16 protein-coding genes are annotated in these 16,772 nt (G+C 72.5%); 12 read left to right on the plus strand and 4 right to left on the minus strand.

The annotated features are described in order from the left end of the window. Positions 1 to 94 precede the first annotated feature (94 nt). Positions 95 to 544, plus strand: coding sequence for a hypothetical protein (locus tag ABT112_RS04265; protein WP_351505358.1), 450 nt, complete (start codon positions 95 to 97; stop codon positions 542 to 544). Between the two features lie 161 nt (positions 545 to 705). Then, the gene (locus tag ABT112_RS04270; protein WP_351505360.1) at positions 706 to 1,689 is read left to right on the plus strand and encodes a phage baseplate protein; all 984 of its coding nucleotides are present in this window, start codon (positions 706 to 708) and stop codon (positions 1,687 to 1,689) included. Positions 1,690 to 1,771: 82 nt separating this feature from the next. Here the strand turns inward: ABT112_RS04270 and ABT112_RS04275 are convergent, their stop codons facing one another. Together ABT112_RS04275 and ABT112_RS04280 are read right to left on the minus strand one after the other, a co-directional pair. Continuing rightward, a complete protein-coding gene (locus ABT112_RS04275; RefSeq protein ID WP_351505362.1) occupies positions 1,772 to 2,047 on the minus strand; it encodes a hypothetical protein in 276 nt (91 codons plus the stop codon). Positions 2,048 to 2,461: 414 nt separating this feature from the next. Beyond that, positions 2,462 to 3,025, minus strand: coding sequence for an LppU/SCO3897 family protein (locus ABT112_RS04280; RefSeq protein WP_351505364.1), 564 nt, complete (start codon positions 3,023 to 3,025; stop codon positions 2,462 to 2,464). Positions 3,026 to 3,673: 648 nt separating this feature from the next. Between ABT112_RS04280 and ABT112_RS04285 the strand changes: the two genes are divergently transcribed. Then, positions 3,674 to 3,817 carry a hypothetical protein gene (locus ABT112_RS04285; RefSeq protein WP_351505365.1) on the plus strand — a complete coding sequence of 48 codons (144 nt, stop codon included), beginning with the start codon at positions 3,674 to 3,676 and terminating at the stop codon, positions 3,815 to 3,817. A gap of 132 nt (positions 3,818 to 3,949) precedes the next feature. After that, the gene (locus ABT112_RS04290; protein WP_351505367.1) at positions 3,950 to 5,389 is read left to right on the plus strand and encodes an MFS transporter; all 1,440 of its coding nucleotides are present in this window, start codon (positions 3,950 to 3,952) and stop codon (positions 5,387 to 5,389) included. Between the two features lie 130 nt (positions 5,390 to 5,519). On the opposite strand, the gene ABT112_RS04295 is transcribed toward ABT112_RS04290, so the two are convergent. Together ABT112_RS04295 and ABT112_RS04300 are read right to left on the minus strand one after the other, a co-directional pair. Further along, positions 5,520 to 5,867 (minus strand): hypothetical protein, encoded by a 348-nt coding sequence (locus tag ABT112_RS04295; RefSeq protein WP_351505369.1) that lies wholly within the window; start codon positions 5,865 to 5,867, stop codon positions 5,520 to 5,522. Positions 5,868 to 6,193: 326 nt separating this feature from the next. After that, positions 6,194 to 6,703, minus strand: a complete 510-nt coding sequence (locus ABT112_RS04300) for a GNAT family N-acetyltransferase (RefSeq protein WP_351505371.1) — start codon at positions 6,701 to 6,703, stop codon at positions 6,194 to 6,196. A 216-nt stretch (positions 6,704 to 6,919) separates the two neighbouring features. Between ABT112_RS04300 and ABT112_RS04305 the strand changes: the two genes are divergently transcribed. The 8 genes from ABT112_RS04305 (at position 6,920) to ABT112_RS04340 (ending at position 16,772) form a co-directional block, all read left to right on the plus strand. Continuing rightward, positions 6,920 to 7,417 carry a DUF3995 domain-containing protein gene (locus tag ABT112_RS04305; RefSeq protein ID WP_351505373.1) on the plus strand — a complete coding sequence of 166 codons (498 nt, stop codon included), beginning with the start codon at positions 6,920 to 6,922 and terminating at the stop codon, positions 7,415 to 7,417. Beyond that, the gene (locus ABT112_RS04310) at positions 7,402 to 7,899 is read left to right on the plus strand and encodes a GNAT family N-acetyltransferase (protein ID WP_351505375.1); all 498 of its coding nucleotides are present in this window, start codon (positions 7,402 to 7,404) and stop codon (positions 7,897 to 7,899) included. The genes ABT112_RS04305 and ABT112_RS04310 overlap by 16 nt, the downstream gene beginning before the upstream one ends. Positions 7,900 to 8,172: 273 nt before the next feature. Continuing rightward, entirely contained in the window at positions 8,173 to 9,438 is a 1,266-nt protein-coding gene (locus ABT112_RS04315; RefSeq protein ID WP_502975238.1) for a GNAT family N-acetyltransferase, read from the plus strand. A 621-nt stretch (positions 9,439 to 10,059) separates the two neighbouring features. Next, a complete protein-coding gene (locus tag ABT112_RS04320; RefSeq protein WP_351505379.1) occupies positions 10,060 to 10,980 on the plus strand; it encodes a nitroreductase/quinone reductase family protein in 921 nt (306 codons plus the stop codon). 376 nt (positions 10,981 to 11,356) lie between these two features. Then, positions 11,357 to 11,572 carry a hypothetical protein gene (locus ABT112_RS04325; protein ID WP_351505381.1) on the plus strand — a complete coding sequence of 72 codons (216 nt, stop codon included), beginning with the start codon at positions 11,357 to 11,359 and terminating at the stop codon, positions 11,570 to 11,572. 37 nt (positions 11,573 to 11,609) lie between these two features. Continuing rightward, positions 11,610 to 13,328, plus strand: a complete 1,719-nt coding sequence (locus tag ABT112_RS04330; protein WP_351505383.1) for a DUF6895 family protein — start codon at positions 11,610 to 11,612, stop codon at positions 13,326 to 13,328. Positions 13,329 to 13,608: 280 nt separating this feature from the next. Continuing rightward, positions 13,609 to 14,904 carry a haloacid dehalogenase-like hydrolase gene (locus tag ABT112_RS04335; RefSeq protein ID WP_351505385.1) on the plus strand — a complete coding sequence of 432 codons (1,296 nt, stop codon included), beginning with the start codon at positions 13,609 to 13,611 and terminating at the stop codon, positions 14,902 to 14,904. 266 nt (positions 14,905 to 15,170) lie between these two features. Further along, positions 15,171 to 16,772: a fibronectin type III domain-containing protein gene (locus tag ABT112_RS04340; RefSeq protein WP_351505387.1), complete on the plus strand. Its 1,602-nt coding sequence runs from the start codon at positions 15,171 to 15,173 to the stop codon at positions 16,770 to 16,772.

Genomic DNA, 16,772 nt, shown 5'->3' on the forward strand with positions numbered 1-16,772 from the left:
TCGCCGAGAAAGCGTCCGAAAACCTGCTGTTGCATCGATATTCGGCCACTAAAGATGATCAGGTTCAGACAGATGATCCCTGGGGGGATGAAAAGTGAAGACCGAAAACCGGGCGGCCGTCCTGGCCGCGGCCGGCGCCCTGCTGATGGGCGGGACGCTCTCGGGGGCGACCGCGGCTCAGGCCGCGGAACCCAGCGTCACCTACAAGTTCCAGGACGATCCGCGCAAGTCCTTCGGCGTCGTGGTCTACAACCACGGCCGCTACGCCGGTATGGCCTACTGGCAGGCCGACCCGATTCCCGCGCAGGACGTCCCCGGCGACGCGATCCAGGCGGTCGACCCGCTGGCGGACGGCTGGGGCGTCGAGGCCATCCTCGACACCGGCGGCGGCTACCGCACGGTCTCCACCCGGGGCCACGACTCCCCGTACCTCAGCCCGTACAAGACCGGCGATCTGACCGAGGGATCCACGGTCCGGCTGCGGGTGTGCCTGGTCAAGGGCCTGAACTCCTACTGCTCCCCGTACTACTCGGGCAAGGCGTAGCCGCCTCGGAGCACCGGCCGGCACCCGCCGAAGGCGCTCCCGCCGCACCCCGCGGCGGGAGCGCCCCGGCGTCCGCATCCGGTCCGGACCGCGCCCGCCCCCTTCCCGCTCCCGGGCGCCACCTGCCGTTCACTCGACTGCACTCCCCCTTGGAGGAACACATGTCTCCCCGCAACTCCGGCTCCCCGCTGAGCCGCCGCGGTCTGCTCCGCGCCGGCGGCGGCCTCGGCCTCGCCGCCCTCGGACTCGGCCACGGCGCCGCCGCGGCCTCCGCCGCCGTCCCGGCCTCCGCCCGGTTCGATCTGACGCAGCCGTCCTACGACCTGTTCCGCGGCAAGACGCTGCACGACGACACCGTGCAGCAGAGCTTCGCCTTCGACCAGGTCAACAAGCGTCTCTTCGTGGCCCAGTTGCGCAACGGCAGCGGCCAGGACAAGCTCGGCAACCTCTGCGTCACCCAGCTCGACTTCGCCGGCGACCAGGTCTCGTACATGCACCTCTCCGGGTTCGGGCACGGCGTGGCCTTCGGCGTCGAGCCGAGCGGCACCGACAGCTACCTGTGGACCGAGGTCGACGCCGACAACGGCTTCGGGACCCGGCTGGGCCGCTTCAAGTTCGTGAAGGGCGGCTCGCTGTCCAACACCTCAACCGCGATCCGGAAGTTCGCCCCGATCGCGGGCGCGACGGAGTACACCTGCGCCATCGACCCGGTCCACAACAACCTGGTCACCCGCTACCACAAGGACGGGGCCAAGCGCATCGCCGTCTACGACCTCGCCGCGGCGTCCGCGGGTACCTTCGGCACCCCGAAGGTGAACTTCCCCCAGCCCGCGCTGCCCACCAAGTCCGCGAAGTTCCAGGGCTACACGGCGTACGGCCAGTACCTGTACTGCCTGACGGGCACGGACTACACCACCAACGGCAACGTGGTCGACTCGGAGATCACGAGCATCGATCTCAACACCGGGAGGATCAAGGAGGGTCCGGTGCTGACGAAGGCGGGCGAGTCGCTGTCCTTCCGTGAGGCCGAGGGCATGGCCGTCTACCGCACGGACTCCGGTGAGGCCCGGCTGTTCCTCGGCTTCGCCTCCGGCGACCAGGGCGACCGGCGCTCCAACATCTTCTACAAGAACGCGCTGGTCTGAGCCGGCGGCACCTCCCGGTGCGCGGAACCGGGGCCACCCGGTTCCGCGCACCTTGGGCGCACCACGGGCCGCACCGGTCGCCTCAGGGTGCCGTGGCGGCCACCCGCCGGACCTCGGTGCCCTCGATCGTGACCCCGGGGGCCGTCCAGTCGACGGCGGGCGGGGTCGCCGCTCGGGCCTCGTCCTCGCTCTCGAACAGCACCATCGAGAGCCCGCGGCCGTCGACCGGCTCCATCCAGTACCCGGCGATGAAGCCGGGGGCCGAGCGCACGCTCGGCATGATGTCCTCCATCAACGCGGCGGCGGCCACCGGTGCCAGCACCGGTTCGATCGTCAGCGTCACGAGTACTGCGTACATACGGCCTCTCCGTCTCCGCGGGCTCCCGGGGCCGTCGGCCGTCCGGGCCGGGCACCGGCCCGGCGTCCGGCTGACATCCTCCACCGGGGCGGGGCAGTTGCCCCCTGCGCCGCTGCACCGACCCGTCGTCATCACCTGTTCGCCGCAGCAGCGGCCGGGCAATTCGCCGCACCGACGGCCGGGTGAACGGTCCGCGCCGCCCCCGGCCGGGGTGCTGCCCGCAGCCGTGCGTCACCGCTCGCCGTCGCCGCCCCGCCGGTCAGCCCGGTCAGCCCGGGCAGGCACGGCAGGCACGGCAGGCACGGCAGGCACGGCAGGCACGCAACGTCCGTACGGGCGGCGAGTGTTCGGCGGTGGAACCGCATTTCAGGGGAGGGCCGACTGCCCAAGGCCCCGTCCGGGGCCGTCTCCCCGCTACCAGAGGGTCTTGAGACAGAGGCTCGTCGTGCCGCCCTTGCCGTACTTGAGGTCCGCGTAGTACTCGCCGTCGGCGCACTTCTCGCCCTGCTCGTCCAGACTGCGGCTCACCGTGTACTCCGCCTGCGGCGCCCCGCAGTCGGTGATCCGCAGGTCCTGGTCCTTCCAGTCGCCCTCGTTCCGCACGCAGTCGCCGACGGTCAGCGTCTCGGCCCGCTCAACGCCCCCGTCCGGGCTCCCGTCACCGGCCACCGCACCGATGACGATCAGCACGGGGATCGCCACGAGGACGAGCAGCATCGGGACGAGGAACAGCAGGGCCTGGGGCCGACGCGTCAGAGGCCTGCCGGGGTCCAGGGAGGGCCGGAAACCGCCGGCCGGGGGCGCGAGCCGTGCCAGGGCGGAGCGCGGCCCGAGGAAGTTCATCAGCAGGGTGATCGGCGTGAAGATGGTGGAGAGCGGGCTCCACCACCCCGCGACCAGGGTGTTGGCCGACATGTCGCGGAGCGTCGCCAGCCCGCAGTTCCGGCAGAACGGCCCCGTCGTCTTCAGGAACCGCATGATGACGACCATGCCCTGGTGACCGCGCACGGTGGCCTGGACCGCGGGCTGCGCACCGCAGAACCGGCAGCCGGGCGCACCGCCGGGGTACGGCGCGGGCTGCGGAGCATAAGGGTGCGCGTGCGGCCCGGCGAACGCCGGTCCCCCCGGCTGTCCCTGGGGGTACCCGGGTGCACCCCAGTGCGGCGGGGTTCCCCAGCCGCCGGGCTGCGGCGGGTACGGTGCGCCGGGCTGCGGTCGGGGCGGCTGGGCGTACGGGTTCGAGCCGTGCGGCGGCGGGCTGGCCACGGTGGTTCCCCCTCGGTTCGTGCGCGGCACCCGGATGCGGTGACGCCGGAGCACCCTAACCAAGGGCCCGGCGCCGGTAGTCGTGGGGGCGCTCTGTCGGGAGGAGGTGGGGCACGCTGTCGCGAGGGGCGACGCCATCGGTTCGTCCCGGGGACGGCGCCGACGTCCCCGGGAGGGGCGGACCGTCGGGCGGACGGGAAGAGGCAGGCAGCAGCATGACAGGAGCGGACGGATGACCGGCCCGGCGTCACCTCCCGATTCCGGCGGACGTCGGATGGGCGGCCCCGTACCGCAACCCGCACATCAGATGTGCGGCTCCGGACCACAATCCGTACAGTGGCGGCGATGGTGGCCTTCCTGATGTCCGAAGCTGCAGACCGTGCACGGCGCGCGGTCCGCTTCGTGATGGCCACGTTCCGTCGCGTCGCCCGGGCCATGGACCGTCGGCCCGCCGGGCTGGTGTGGATCACCAGGCGCCCGCGCACGACGGCTGCCCCGGCCTGACGCGCCACGGCTCCACTGTTCCGCGCGCCGCTCCCTTCACGGGTTTTGGGGCTGTCCGTCCTCCTCGCATCCCCCCCTGCAGACCGGGGCGGCCCGCGGGCCGTCCCGTAGACGGAACGGTTCCCCCTGTCCATGCTCACCCCTCTGACGACGCCGTGTCCCGAGGCGGCCCGCGGCCGCCGGAGGCTGGGTGCCGCGGTCATCTGCCTGGCTCAGCTGACCGTGGTGCTGGTCGCCTCCATCACCAACATCGCGCTGCCCTCGGTGCAGCGCGCACTGCACATCTCCGAATCCGCCCGCTCCTGGGGCGTGACCGGCTACATGCTGGCCTTCGGCTCCCTGCTGCTGCCCGGCGGCCGGATCGCCGACTGCACCGGACGCCGACGGGCGCTCGTGCTGGGCCTCTGCGGGTTCGCCGGCTGTTCCGCCCTGGGCGGACTGGCGGTGAACGGGCCCATGTTCTTCGCGATGCGGGCCGGCCAAGGGGCCTTCGCGGCCCTGCTGGTACCGGCCGCGCTGTCGCTGCTGACCGTCACGTTCACCGACCCGGCCGAGCGTGCGGCGGTGTTCGGCGTCTACGGCGCGGTCACCGGCGCGGGTTCCGCGATCGGCCTGCTCTCGGGCGGCGTCCTGACGCAGTTCGCGTCGTGGCGCTGGTGCATGTTCATCGCGGTGCCGTTCACCCTGCTCGCGGCAGCGGCGGCGCCGCGGGTCCTCGACGAGAGCCGGGCGGACGACGTCCGGCTCCCCGGTCTGCCGAGCGCGCTGACCGCCGTACTGGGCCTGGGCGCCCCCGTGTACGGGTTCACGGCCGCCGAACAGCACGGCTGGGGCTCGCCGGAGGCACTGGGCGCCTTCATCGCGGCGCCGGCCCTGCTCGGGGTGTTCCTGCTGCTGCAACGGCGGGGCGAGCACCCGCTGTTGCCCCTGCACGTCGTCGCCCACCGCGGAAGGGCCGCCGGACTGCTCGCGGTGGGGCTCGGGGGGCTCGCCGTCACCGGCATCTTCCTCCTGCTGAGCTACTACCTGCAGCGCGGCCTCGGGATGTCGGCGCTGGCCTCGGGTCTGGCCTTCCTGCCGTTCTCGGCCGGAATGGCCGCGGCGGCCTCAACGGGCGGGCGGCTGCTGCCGCGTACCGGGCCGCTCCCCCTGATGGCGGGTGGTCTGGTCACCGCGGCCGCCGGTGTGCTGCTGCTGAGCCGGGTCAGTGGCGGCGGCGACTACGGCGCTCATGTGCTGCCGGGTCTGCTGGTGCTGTCCGCGGGTGTGGGACCGATGTTCGCGGCGGGGTCGGCCACGGCACTGGACCAAGTCGGGGACCGGGACGCCGGGGTGGCGGGCGCCGTGTTCAATGCGGTCATCGAAATCGCCGGAGCCCTGGGTTCCGCGGTGCTGGCCACCGTGGTCACGGCCGCGGGCGGCGGCCCGGCGGCGGCCCTGCGCGGCTACCGCACCGCCTTCGGGTGCAGCGCTGTGGCGCTCGCCGTCGGCGCGGTGGTGGTCGCACTGGTACTGCGCGGCGCCCCGGGCGGTAGTCGGCTCCGGCGCGTCCCCGACAGCCGGAGCGGCTGACCCGCACCGCGTCACAGCCGGCCCCATTGACCCGCACCCGCGCGTCACAGTCGGCGACGACAACAGGAACAGTCCCCGACCCGGGCCGGTTGCCCAGGTCGGGGACTGTTCCCTCAGAGCGGTGCGGGTCTCAGAGCGGGAGCCCCAGGTTCAGCTCACCGTCGGCGTCACCCGAGTCCGTGTCGGCCTCGATGTCGTTACGCCAGTTCTTGTCGCCGCAGATCTGCTGAGTCGCCGTCGCCTCCGAAGGACCGGAGCCGAGCAGCGTGATGGGCGTGTTCGAGAGGTTGACGAGACCGTTCTGCGACGTCTCGTTGTGGTTCTCCGAGCGCTGGTTGCAGTAGTTCACGTCGACGACGTCGGCGTCCCGGTGCTTGTGGGACTTGTGGGCGTCGTGGGCCGAGGCAACGGTCCCCCCGAGCATGCTGACGCTACCGACCATGGCGGCCACAAGAGCAGCCTTGCGAAGCTTGCGCATCACATCTCCACCTTCATGCGAGTCGACACGATCCGCGATTGATCGAGTCCTTGGCGAGGGAGACGCTATGACGGCTATGCCCGTTTTCTGAGCAACACGCCGATTTGGATAGATTATCCATCATATATCCCTGCGCGTGCTTCCGGTCCGCACACAGGGTCAGGGCGGGTCCGAACCCTTCTGCTTCCGCGGATTCGCTTCTACCGACAACACACTCATCCGCGGCCCGGGACCGGCTTCGACATCGGCTTCGGCTTTGGCTTCGGCTTCGGCTTCGGCTTTGGCTTCGGCTTCGGCTTCGACATCGGCTCATCCGCACTGCCGATTCAGCTGCCCTCGGCCTCCGCACACCCTCCGCTCAGGTACCGCACATAGGAGGTCGCCGGGCGGCCGTCGAGGACGGTCTCGCCGACAGCCCGGAAGCCGGTACGGATCAGTACCGCGTGCGACGCCGCATTGTCGAGCGTCACAGCGGCCCTCAGTGTGCTCAGGCCGTACTCCGTGGCGCCGAGTCCGCAGATCTGCCGGACCGCTGCCGTGGCCAGGCCCCGGCGGGCGGCCTTCTCCGAGATCCGGTACCCGAGCTCGGCGGAACCGTCCGCCACGTCCACGAGGTTGACCCGCCCCACGATCTCGCCGGCATCACCCACCAGGACATGGAAGAGACACCGACCCTCGGCCTGCTCGGCGAGGAGCCCGCGGTGCCGGGCGTCGAAGTGCGCGAAGTAGTCGTCACCGCGGTCCGGTACGGAGGCGGCGAAGTACGCACGGTTCTCCCGCTCGAAGGCGAGCAGGGCCGTTGCGTGGTCGAGGCGGAGCAACTGGAGCTCGGGCATACGGGCACGGTACGCGCTCCCGGCACCGGCACACCCTCATGAATCGGACCCCGGCTGTTCAAGGGCCGTGGCCCGCACCGCCGGTGCCCGGCCGGCCGCGTTGTCCGGCGCGCTCACCGAAGGGGCACCCTCGGCGAGCGGACCGCCGAGGCGGAGCCGGGAGCGGCTACGGTGTCGTGGTGGCAGCGAGGACGGACTTCGCGGGGCGGGGGAGAGATGGAGACGGGCAGCAAGCCGACGGCGGTGTACGGCCGGGCGGCCTCGCTCTGGGCGGTGGCATTCGCCGCTTTGCACTTCTACTGGGCCCTCGGCGGCGACCGCGGCCTCAGCGTGTCGGCAGGCGAGGCACTGGCCGCCGAACGCCCGCAGTGGTTCGTGGTGTTCGGCCTGTGGGGCGTGGGACTGCTCTGCCTCGCGGCCACGCTGCCGGCCTGGCTCCTCACCCGCCCCCGGCCAGGCGGCGTTCCGGGACTGCTCATCGGCTCGGCGGGCTGGGGAATCGGCATCCTGCTGCTGACGCGCGGCATCGGCATCGAGGTGCTGCTCCTCGCGGACACATCCGGGGATGTCGTCTCCGTCTCCCCGGAACAGCGGGCGTGGTCGCTGGCGTTGTGGAATCCGTGGTTCGCTCTCGGTGGCCTGGCATTCGGCCTCGCCGCGCTCCGGTACGGGAAGCCCCACCATGACAAGGTGGGCTCATGCGCTCCGACGTGACCCTCCGCCTCCTGGACCACGCGCTCCTCGAGGAACTGCTCCGCACCGCGGTGGCGGACGCGGATCCCGGTGAGGTGATGCCACCGCTGCCCGGGCCACCGGGGTGGACCGCCGCCCGCCGTCAGGCCTTCGAACGCTTCCACCGGTCGAGGTCGTTGGCGGCCGATCCGGTGGAGAGGACCTTCGCCGTCCTCGTGGACCGGACCGTGGTGGGGGCGGCGCGGCTCTGCCCGGTCGCGGACACACCGGCAACCGTCGAAGCGGGACTCTGGATCGGCCGGTCCCACCGCGGTCAGGGCATCGGCGGCGCGGTCCTCGACCTGCTCGTCCGCCGGGCCCGCGCCGACGGGTCCGCAGCGCTGATCGTGCACACCACGCCCGACAACACCGCCGTCCACCGCCTCATCACCCGCATCGGCATCGCACCACGGCGCCAGGGAGACGCGGTGACGGCGCACGTGGACCTCACCGTCACGCGGTAGGACCCCTCAGCCGACGCCGACGCTCCCGCCCCACCGCCGTCCCAGGGAGCCCTACGCGCCGAAGAGAGTTCCGACGACCAGGCCGACTGGACGGGCGGGGCAGCCCCGTCACCTCTCCCTGCGCACTCCCCCGCATCCCGCCGAGTCGGCGGCCGGGTCCAGGAGCTCCGCGATGTACACCATCCTCACGAGGGAACCCTGGTGCTCCAGGCCTGGCGGAGCAGACAGTGTCGGCCGGACATAGAGTGTTGATCCGTGGACAAAAACATACCTTTGCCTTTCGATCGACTGCACAACTTCCGTGATCTCGGCGGCTATGCGACCGACGACGGCCGGACGGTGCGCCGGGGACGGATGTTCCGTTCCGACTCACTGGGCAAACTCCGGGGCGATGACTGGGAACGGTTCCTGGCCCTGGGGATCCGCACGGTCATCGACCTGCGCCATCCTTGGGAGATCGAGGCCAAGGGCCGCATTCCGGAGCATCCGTCCTTCGCCTACCACCACCTCGGCATCGAGCACCGCCCCTACGATCAGGCGGGCCTCGGCCCGGAGGTGGAGACCGGGCCGTTCCTCGCCGAGCGGTACATGGAAGTCGCCGAGGACGGCGTCCGGGAACTGCGGCGGGCCCTCGAGGTGATCGCCGCCGAGGACGGCCCCGTGGTATTCCACTGCACGTCGGGGAAGGACCGCACCGGTCTGCTCTCCGCCGTTGTCCTGGACCTGCTGGGGGTCTCCGAAGCCGACATCGTCGCGGACTTCGCCCTGACCGGGCTCGCCACGGAGCGGCTTCTCGCCGACTGGCGGACCGACCACGGGGGCGGGGTACCGGCCTGGCCCGGATACGGCCGGGCACCGGGCGAGGTGATGAGCCTGTTCCTGTCCGCCCTGGCGCAGCGGCACGGTTCGGTGCGCAACTACAGCAGTCAGGTGCTCGGGCCGGACGGCGCCCGGGTCGTCTCCGCGTTGCGCCGGAAGCTGCTCGAACCGGCACCGGACACGGAACTCTCCTTCCGGCGTGCCGATGAACGGGATCTGAGCGAGCTCGTCCGCCTCCGGGACGCGGCGGCCGAGTGGCAGGCCGCCCAAGGCATCGACCAGTGGAAGCCCGGGGAACTCGGCGAGGAGCACTTCCGGGCCCGGCTCGAGGACGGCGAGGTGTGGATCGCCACCCTCGCTCCCGACGGACCCGTCGCCGGGGCCTGGGAGCTGTGGTGGGAGGACCGGGCGGCCTGGGGCCACCGGCCGCCGAACGCCGGCTATGTGCACCGGTTGATGACCGACCGCCGGGTGGCTTCGCCGGGCACCGGGCGCCGGATGCTGGCCGCGGCCGAGCGCCGTATCGCCGCCACCGGCCGCGAGGTGTGCCGGCTGGACTGCCTGGCCTCCAACCCCCGGCTCCGGACGTACTACGAGGCGGCGGGCTACACCGTCGTGGACGCCCGTCGGCCGAAGGACGGCGGGCTGGGCGGCGTCTACGACGTCACCCTGCTGGAGAAGCAGCTCCGGCCGGACCCGGAACCCGCCCGGGAGCTCTGAACCGCACGAATCCGCGGGCCCTGGCGGCGGTCACCGCCGCCGGGGCGACCGCCACCGGGGCCCTGCGTCGGCGCAGCCCGCCCGGTCCCGTCCACACCTCGCGGCGACTCCGCTTCCGTTCACAGCGATGGGCTTCGTGGTGGCCGTTCCGGGCCGCACGGGGAACACCGGGCCGCCCGGCCCGGATTCCGCGTTGACATGCCGCCACCGGCTGGCTCTAATGGTCCGCGTGCCACGTGGCGCCGACCGGAGAGCAGTGGGCAGGTCGGCAGCCGGGCGAGCACTGTCACAGAGGGACGATGCCGTGAGTACACACTCCGTTTTCCGCGTCTGACGTAGCAGCATCCGACGCCTTCCGCGTCCGACGCAGCCACGTCCGCGTTCGTCCCTCGTCCTCCGCGAGGCCGCGCCGTCGCGGCGTGACCTCACGCACCGAGCCGTCCGACCTCGCCTCCCTCGTGGAGCCGTCACGGCGTCCGTTCCCCGCTCGGTGTGAGCCACGGGTTTCCGCCTCCGGATGAGGGGTCGTGCGTCCCGGCGTGCTGCCTGCGCCCCGCGCCATCTCCGTTCCCGCGCGCCCGTCGCGGGTCCACTTCATCCTGTTGGGAGACCCCACACCGTATGACCCCGCCCTTCAATCGATCGGTGATCGAGGAGTTCCGAGCCCGGGGAGGAAAGGTCGGTGGTCCCTTCGAAGGCAGCGACCTCCTGCTGCTGACCACCACCGGCACCACGTCGGGGAAGGAGCACACCACCCCGCTCGCCTGCTTCCGCGACGGCGACCGGCTGCTCGTCGTGGCGTCCGCCGCCGGTGCGCCACGCCATCCGGACTGGTATCACAACCTGCTCGCCCACCCGCTGGTCCAAGTGGAGTCCGGCACCGAGGAGTTCTCGGCCGTCGCCGTGCCCGCCGAGGGCGCACATAGGGACCGGCTGTTCGCCCAGGTGGTGGACGCGGCGCCCGGATTCGCCGACTACCAGGCCCGCACCGCGCGGACCCTGCCGGTCGTGATGCTGGAGCGCTCCGAGCCGGGCCCGGACGAGGCGCCCCGCGAGATCACCAATCTGGCGGACAAGCTGATCGAGGTCCACACCTGGCTGCGCGCACAGCTGCAGCAGGTGCGCGCCGAGGCGGACGCCCACTTCGCCGCACGCCCGGCCACAGCGGCGGAGGGTTCCGGTGCGCCGCCCGCGCCGGGCCTGGGACTGCAGATCCGGCAGCACTGTCTCGCCTTCTGCCAGGCCCTGACGTTCCATCACACCAGCGAGGACGACCATGTCTTTCCTTCCCTCGACGCCCATCATCCTCATCTGCGTGCGGCTCTCGACCGGCTGCGCACCGAACACCGGACCGTCGGCCGCATCAAGGACGAACTCGTCGGCCTGCTGGGGAGCATCGGCACCGCCGATCCCCACCGGTTCCGCAGCGAACTGGAGCGGATGTCCGAAGAACTGACCGCCCACCTCGACTACGAGGAGGAGTCACTCATCCCGGTGCTGGCCGAGATCCCGTTCCCGCCCGGACCGCCCAACCCGTCGTGACACGGAGCCCGGCCGGGGCGGCCGACGCCCCGGCCGGCGCAGCGGGGCGGGGCGGGGCGGGGCGGCGACGAGCGAACGACTGTGCCGGCTCACCGCCGACGGGACCGGGGCCACCTCCGGACCTCGCCCCGCCCGTCCCGCCTGCCCCGGAAGTCCCACTCCCGACGGGCCGCGGAGCGCCTCGACAGTAGATTGGGGAGCGGCTCGAAAGCGGGACCAATGCGTCCCCCGTCCGAGTGGTTTGACTCCGGCGATTCACCGTGGCAAAAGGGCTGCGGCACTTCGAACTGGCGCATGGAAAAGGGAAATTGGTTACTTGACCATGCGGGGTGGCGATATTCGCGACAACTGTCGGACCACCCACAGGAGAAACACCATGTCCACACCGTGCCCCCCGCCCGTCGACGCCCGTAAGGCGTTGGACTTCGTCAGAACCAGTGGCCTCGTCGATCTCACCGTTCCGCTGGAGCGCATAGTCGGCCAGGTCAGCCAGCTCGAGGACGTCGCAGGATATGTCCTTGCCTGGGAGCGGTACGTCCTCGTCGTCGCCAATGAGGTCGCCGAGTCGGCCGAAGCCGGCGCAGCCAACTGAATTCACCGGTAAGTCGATGATCGGCGGGAGACATTCCATGGACCATGACCGGCCCGGCCGCCGATCGTCGTCGGGGCGCGCAGTGGAGGAACGGGCGGTCGCCTGGCTCGCTGCGCGCCGCACCCTGATCGACCCCGGGGACGTCGGCCCCGACGAGGTGCTCTTCGTCCGCAAGGCGCTGATCGAGACGGCGTTCCTGGTCGGACTGCGGGCACGGCTCGTTCCGTCCCCGCTGGAGAACGATTACGCGTCGCTGCTGGAACAGATCCGGCACATCGCGGCCCGGCCGTCCTATCGCGAACTCATCGCCCGCGACGAGGACGCACTGCTGCTCTACGCCGGAACCTATGCCGCGCTGCGCCTCTGCGGATTCGAGGACCCGGATTTCCGGCATCTCGTGGAACAGGCCGCGGCGGGCGGGTACGCCACCGCTTTCGAGCGGATCCCCTATCGCCAACTGGACCTGCTGCACACGCTCGAGGTCTGCGGAATCGAGCACACCCTGCCCGCCATGGACGACGTGCTGCCGTTCTCCCTGCTCTGCAACCGTCCGAATGTCCTCAAGCTGACCGACCGCGACATCTACGCGGTCACCCATACGGTTTTCTATGTCACGGACTTCGGACTGCGGCGCCCCCGCTGGCCGCGCGGCTTCGCCCCCGGGGAGGCCGTGGAGCTCCTCGATGCCCTCCTGGTCGTCTGCCGCGCCCGGCGGAACGCCGATCTGGTCGGCGAACTCCTCTGCTGTCTGCTGTGCCTCGGCGTCAAGGAGTCACCGGCCGCGGACGAGGCCCGGCAGTTCCTGGCCGCCGTTCAGGAGCCGGACGGACGGGTGAACGGGCCGAGCGGCATCGTGCACCCGCACTTCGCCGACAGCGACCCGGAGTACCGGCGCTGGGCGGACGGTTACCACACCACGATCGTCGCCGCCCTGGCCGGCCTGCTGGACCGCAGCCCCGACATCACCGACACTCCCCCGCCGCCGGCTCCCCCTGCGGGGACCGAGCCGGCCGGGCCCCTCCGGCGAGCGGTCGCGTGGCTGGCCGGGAACGGAGTGCGCCATCCCGTGCGCACCGGGCTTCCGGCGGTGGCCGCGGCGGCGTGCGGGGCGTCCGCCCTCGGGGAGCCGGAGCTCGCCGTACCGGCCCTGCGCCACTTCGCGGACCGGCTCGCCGACGCCGGACCGGAGGTGTGGCAGGAGCAGGGCATGGAGGTGGCCGGGGAGTTCGCCGTCGCGCTGCGCGCGTCCGGAGCGGCCTGTCCGTCCCTGGAGCGGTTCCTCGGGGCGACCGCCGCGGTCATCGGCTCGCTGGACGCGGTGCCCGCGGACGCGGCGGAGAACGTCCGCCGCCTCGCCGGTCTGGGCCTCATCGACGTGCGGCGCGCGGCGAAGCTGACCGGGGGCGCGGCCGCTGCGGCGGGCCGTACCCCGGAGGCGTGCGTCGCGGAGCTGCTGGACGCCCGGCGGACGTACCACCTGGGGAAGGCGGCTCATCTGCTGCGCGAACTGGTCCGGGCCGGCCATGCCGGGCACCGCCTCACCCGCGACCTGGCCGGCTTCCTGCTCGCCCAGCAGCATCCGGACGGCGGGTTCGGATATCCGGCCTGCGACGACCCCGGCCGCCGCGAGGAGTGCCGGCTCTCCTGGACCCGGAGCATCGTCACCGCGCTGGCCGGGATGGCGACTTCCGCTCCCGGGAGTCCCGGGAAGGACCTCCCGGCCGGTACGGGAGCCGTCCGCGTGGACGCCCGCTGACGCCTGCCACGGCGGGACGCGGGTTCCGGCGGGGAACCGGGAATCCGGGAGGTCCGCCCGGGCCGCCCCGCGTGCGAACGCCGGTGCTGCGCGCACCGCTGCCGCGCGCTCCGGACCGCACCCGACACACCGTCCGGCCGGTGCCCGCGGGGCCGGACGGTGTGTCCCGTGCCGGGCACAAAGCCCCTGGCCGTGGCCGCATTCCTCGGTGCATACTTGCCGCGCGGCGCGGCCCGGCCCCGGGTACGGTGTGCCTCCCACCGTCATCACCGGAGTGTCCATGCGCAACATGTCCATACCGGCTGCCCTGAGCCTCGCCGCCGCAGCCACGGTCGTCGCCGTCGTTCCCGCCACGGCCGACTCCGCCGCCCCCGCCGGGGCCTCGGTCACCTCTTCGGCCCCGTGTCCGCAGCTGTCCCGGGACCTCACCTGGTACGGCGACAACCGCGCCCGGCTGCAGCAGGTCATCGACGAGCGCGGCCGGTGCGGGAAGCCGGGCCCGGACGGCCGTCCGGTGGCCGCCTTCGACTGGGACAACACCGTCGTCAAGAACGACACCACGGACGCCACGCTCGCCTGGGCCCTGCAGCACGACAAGATCCTGCGGCCCAAGAGCTGGAGCGCCACCAGCAAGTGGCTCACCCCGGCCGCCGACCGCGCCCTCACCGAGGCCTGCGGCACCTCCGTCCCGGTGGGCGCACCCCTGCGCACCTCCACCGACACCCGGTGCGCCGACGAGATCTTCGAGATCCGCAGCACCGCGAAGACCATGGACGGGGAGGAGGCCTTCGCCGGCCGCTGGAACCACCGCCGGACGGTGCCGGAGTACGCCTGGGTGCCGCAGCTGTTCGCCGGGCACACCCCCGACCGGCTCACCTCGTTCGCCCGGCAGGCGCGCGCCGAGTTCCTGGCCGCCCCCGTGGGGAGCAAGCGCACCGTGGGCACCCACACCATCCCCGGCTACCTGCGCTACTACCCGCAGCAGAAGGACCTGATCCGCACCCTTCGGAAGGCCGGGTTCGACGTCTACATCGTCTCCGCGGGCGCCGAGCCGATCACCGACGCCTGGGCGGGCGGTGTGGGCATCGACCGGGACCACACGATCGCCATCCGCAGTGTGCTCCGCAAGGGCCGGATCACCACCGGGACGCAGGGGTGCGGCGATGTGCCGGCCGGGCAGGGCGAGGCCATCCCGTACATCGACGGCAAGCGCTGCATGATCAACCAGGAGATCTTCGGCATCAAGGGTGCGGCGGCCTGGAAGCGGCAGGACGCTGCGCACCGCATCGTGGTGGGCGGCGGCGACGCGAACACCGATGTGACGTTCGTCGGCGACGCCACCGGCGCGCACCTCGTGCTGAACCGCAACAAGGACGAGTTCATGTGCCGCGGTTACGACGACGCGGACGGCCGGTGGCTGGTGAACCCGATGTTCATCGAGCCGATGCCCCGCAAGAAGACGCCCTACCCGTGCTCCACCGCCGGCTACAACAACCCGGACGGTTCGATGGGCCCGGTGCTGCGGCAGGACGGCAGTGTCGTGCCCGACCAGCAGGACGTCGCCTCCGGCAGCTGATGCACGGCTGCCGCCGCTGCCCCGCTCCCGGGCGGGACGGCGGCGGCAGCGCGGGGCGGGGCGATCGGCTCCGACGCCGGTCGCCGGCCCGCCCCGCGCCTCGTCCACGACGGCCGGAGGCACCCGGGCGGCGGACCGCCGCCGCGTGGGCAGCCTCCGGCCGTTGGAGTGGATGCCCCGCACCGGGGGCGTGGCGCAGCAGTCCCTCCGTGGACCGGCTTCTAAGGTCGGCGGCTGTCCGACCGTCCAGGAGAGGTGGGTGTGTCATGCGACGCACTGCAGTGCCCGGTCCCCATGACACGCCGGTCCCCGCCGGCCGCGGGCAGCGTCCGTACGCCGGGGATTTTCTGATGGGTGGTCACCGGACCTGGCGGCGCCGGGCGACGGCGGCGGCCGGGACGGCGCTGCTGTGCGCGACGGGTCTGGTGACCGCGCCGCCGGCCGCCGCCGCGCCGCCCGCACCCGTGCCGGGCAGCGCGCCGCTGTACGTCTCCGACTACGCGGGGGGCCGGGTCCTGAAGGTGCGGGCGGACGGCGGTGGGCAGAGCACCGTTCCCACCACGGGCCTGACCCGGCCGACCGGCATGGCGGCGGACGCCGCCGGGAACGTCCTCGTCTCCGACACCGGCAACAACCGGGTGGTGAAGGTCCCGGGGAGCGGTGGCGGGCAGACCGTCCTGCCGGCCACCGGTCTGAACCGGCCGATCGGCCTGGCGCTCGACGCGGACGGGGACGTCTTCGTCTCCGACAGCTTCAACGACCGGGTGGTGAGGCTGCCGGCCGGCGGCGGCCCGCAGACCGTCGTCCCCACCACCGGGCTCACGCACCCGTACGGGCTGGCGCTCGACACCCTCGGCAATCTCTTCGTGGCCGACTTCGTCAACGACCGGGTGGTGAAGGTGCCGGCCGACGGCGGCCCGCAGACCACCGTGCCCACCAACGGGCTCAACCAGCCGACCGGGCTGGCGCTGGACACGGCGGGGAACCTGTTCATCGCCGACAGCGGCAACGACCGCGTGGTGGAGGTCCCGGCGGGCGGCGGTCCGCAGGTCACGGTGCCCACCACAGGTCTGGACGTGCCGGCGGCGCTCGCCACGGACGCGTTCGGCCAGCTCTACATCGCGGACTTCGGCAACGAGCGCGTGGTGAAGGTCGCCCCCGGAGGGGGCGGGCAGACCACGGTGCCCCTCACCGCTCCGGGGTCCCCGGCCGGGCTGGCGATCCCGCCCTCCCCCGTTCCGCCGACCGGGGTGACGGCCACTCCCGGGGCGGCGCGGGCCACGGTGTCGTTCACCCCGAGCGGCTCCCCGTCCGTCACCGGCTACACCGTCACGGCGCGCGACGTCACCTCACCCGGCCCCGGCGGCCGGACCGCGCGGGGCACCGGCTCCCCCGTCACCGTCACCGGACTCACCCCGGGCCACCGGTACACGTTCACGGTGACCGCGACCAACGCCGGTCGCGCCACCAGCCTGCGCTCGGCGCCGTCCCCGGCGGTCACCGTCCCCGCCGCGGCACCGGTCCGCACCCGGCTCGACGCGAAGCCGGCCACGGCCCTGTGGCAGGCCCGTCCGCCGGTGCTGTCGGTGAGCCACCTGGCCGCCACGCTCACCACCTCGGGCGGCTCCCCGGTCGCCGGACGGACCGTCAGGTTCAGCACCGCATCCGGACGGCAGGCACTCTGCGCGGCGGTCACCGACACCTACGGCGTGGCCCGCTGCGATGTCACCCTCCGGGGCCGCGCCGTCGCGAACGACCGTCTCTACCGGAGGCTGCTGCGCCACGGGTACCTCGCCGTGCACGATGCGTCCTCCGTGTACCGGTCCGCCGAGGACCGGGCCCCGGTACGGCCCGAACGCGGCCGCTGA

Origin of the sequence: Streptomyces sp. NPDC002055, assembly GCF_040296705.1 — a bacterium.
Classification (GTDB): domain Bacteria; phylum Actinomycetota; class Actinomycetes; order Streptomycetales; family Streptomycetaceae; genus Streptomyces.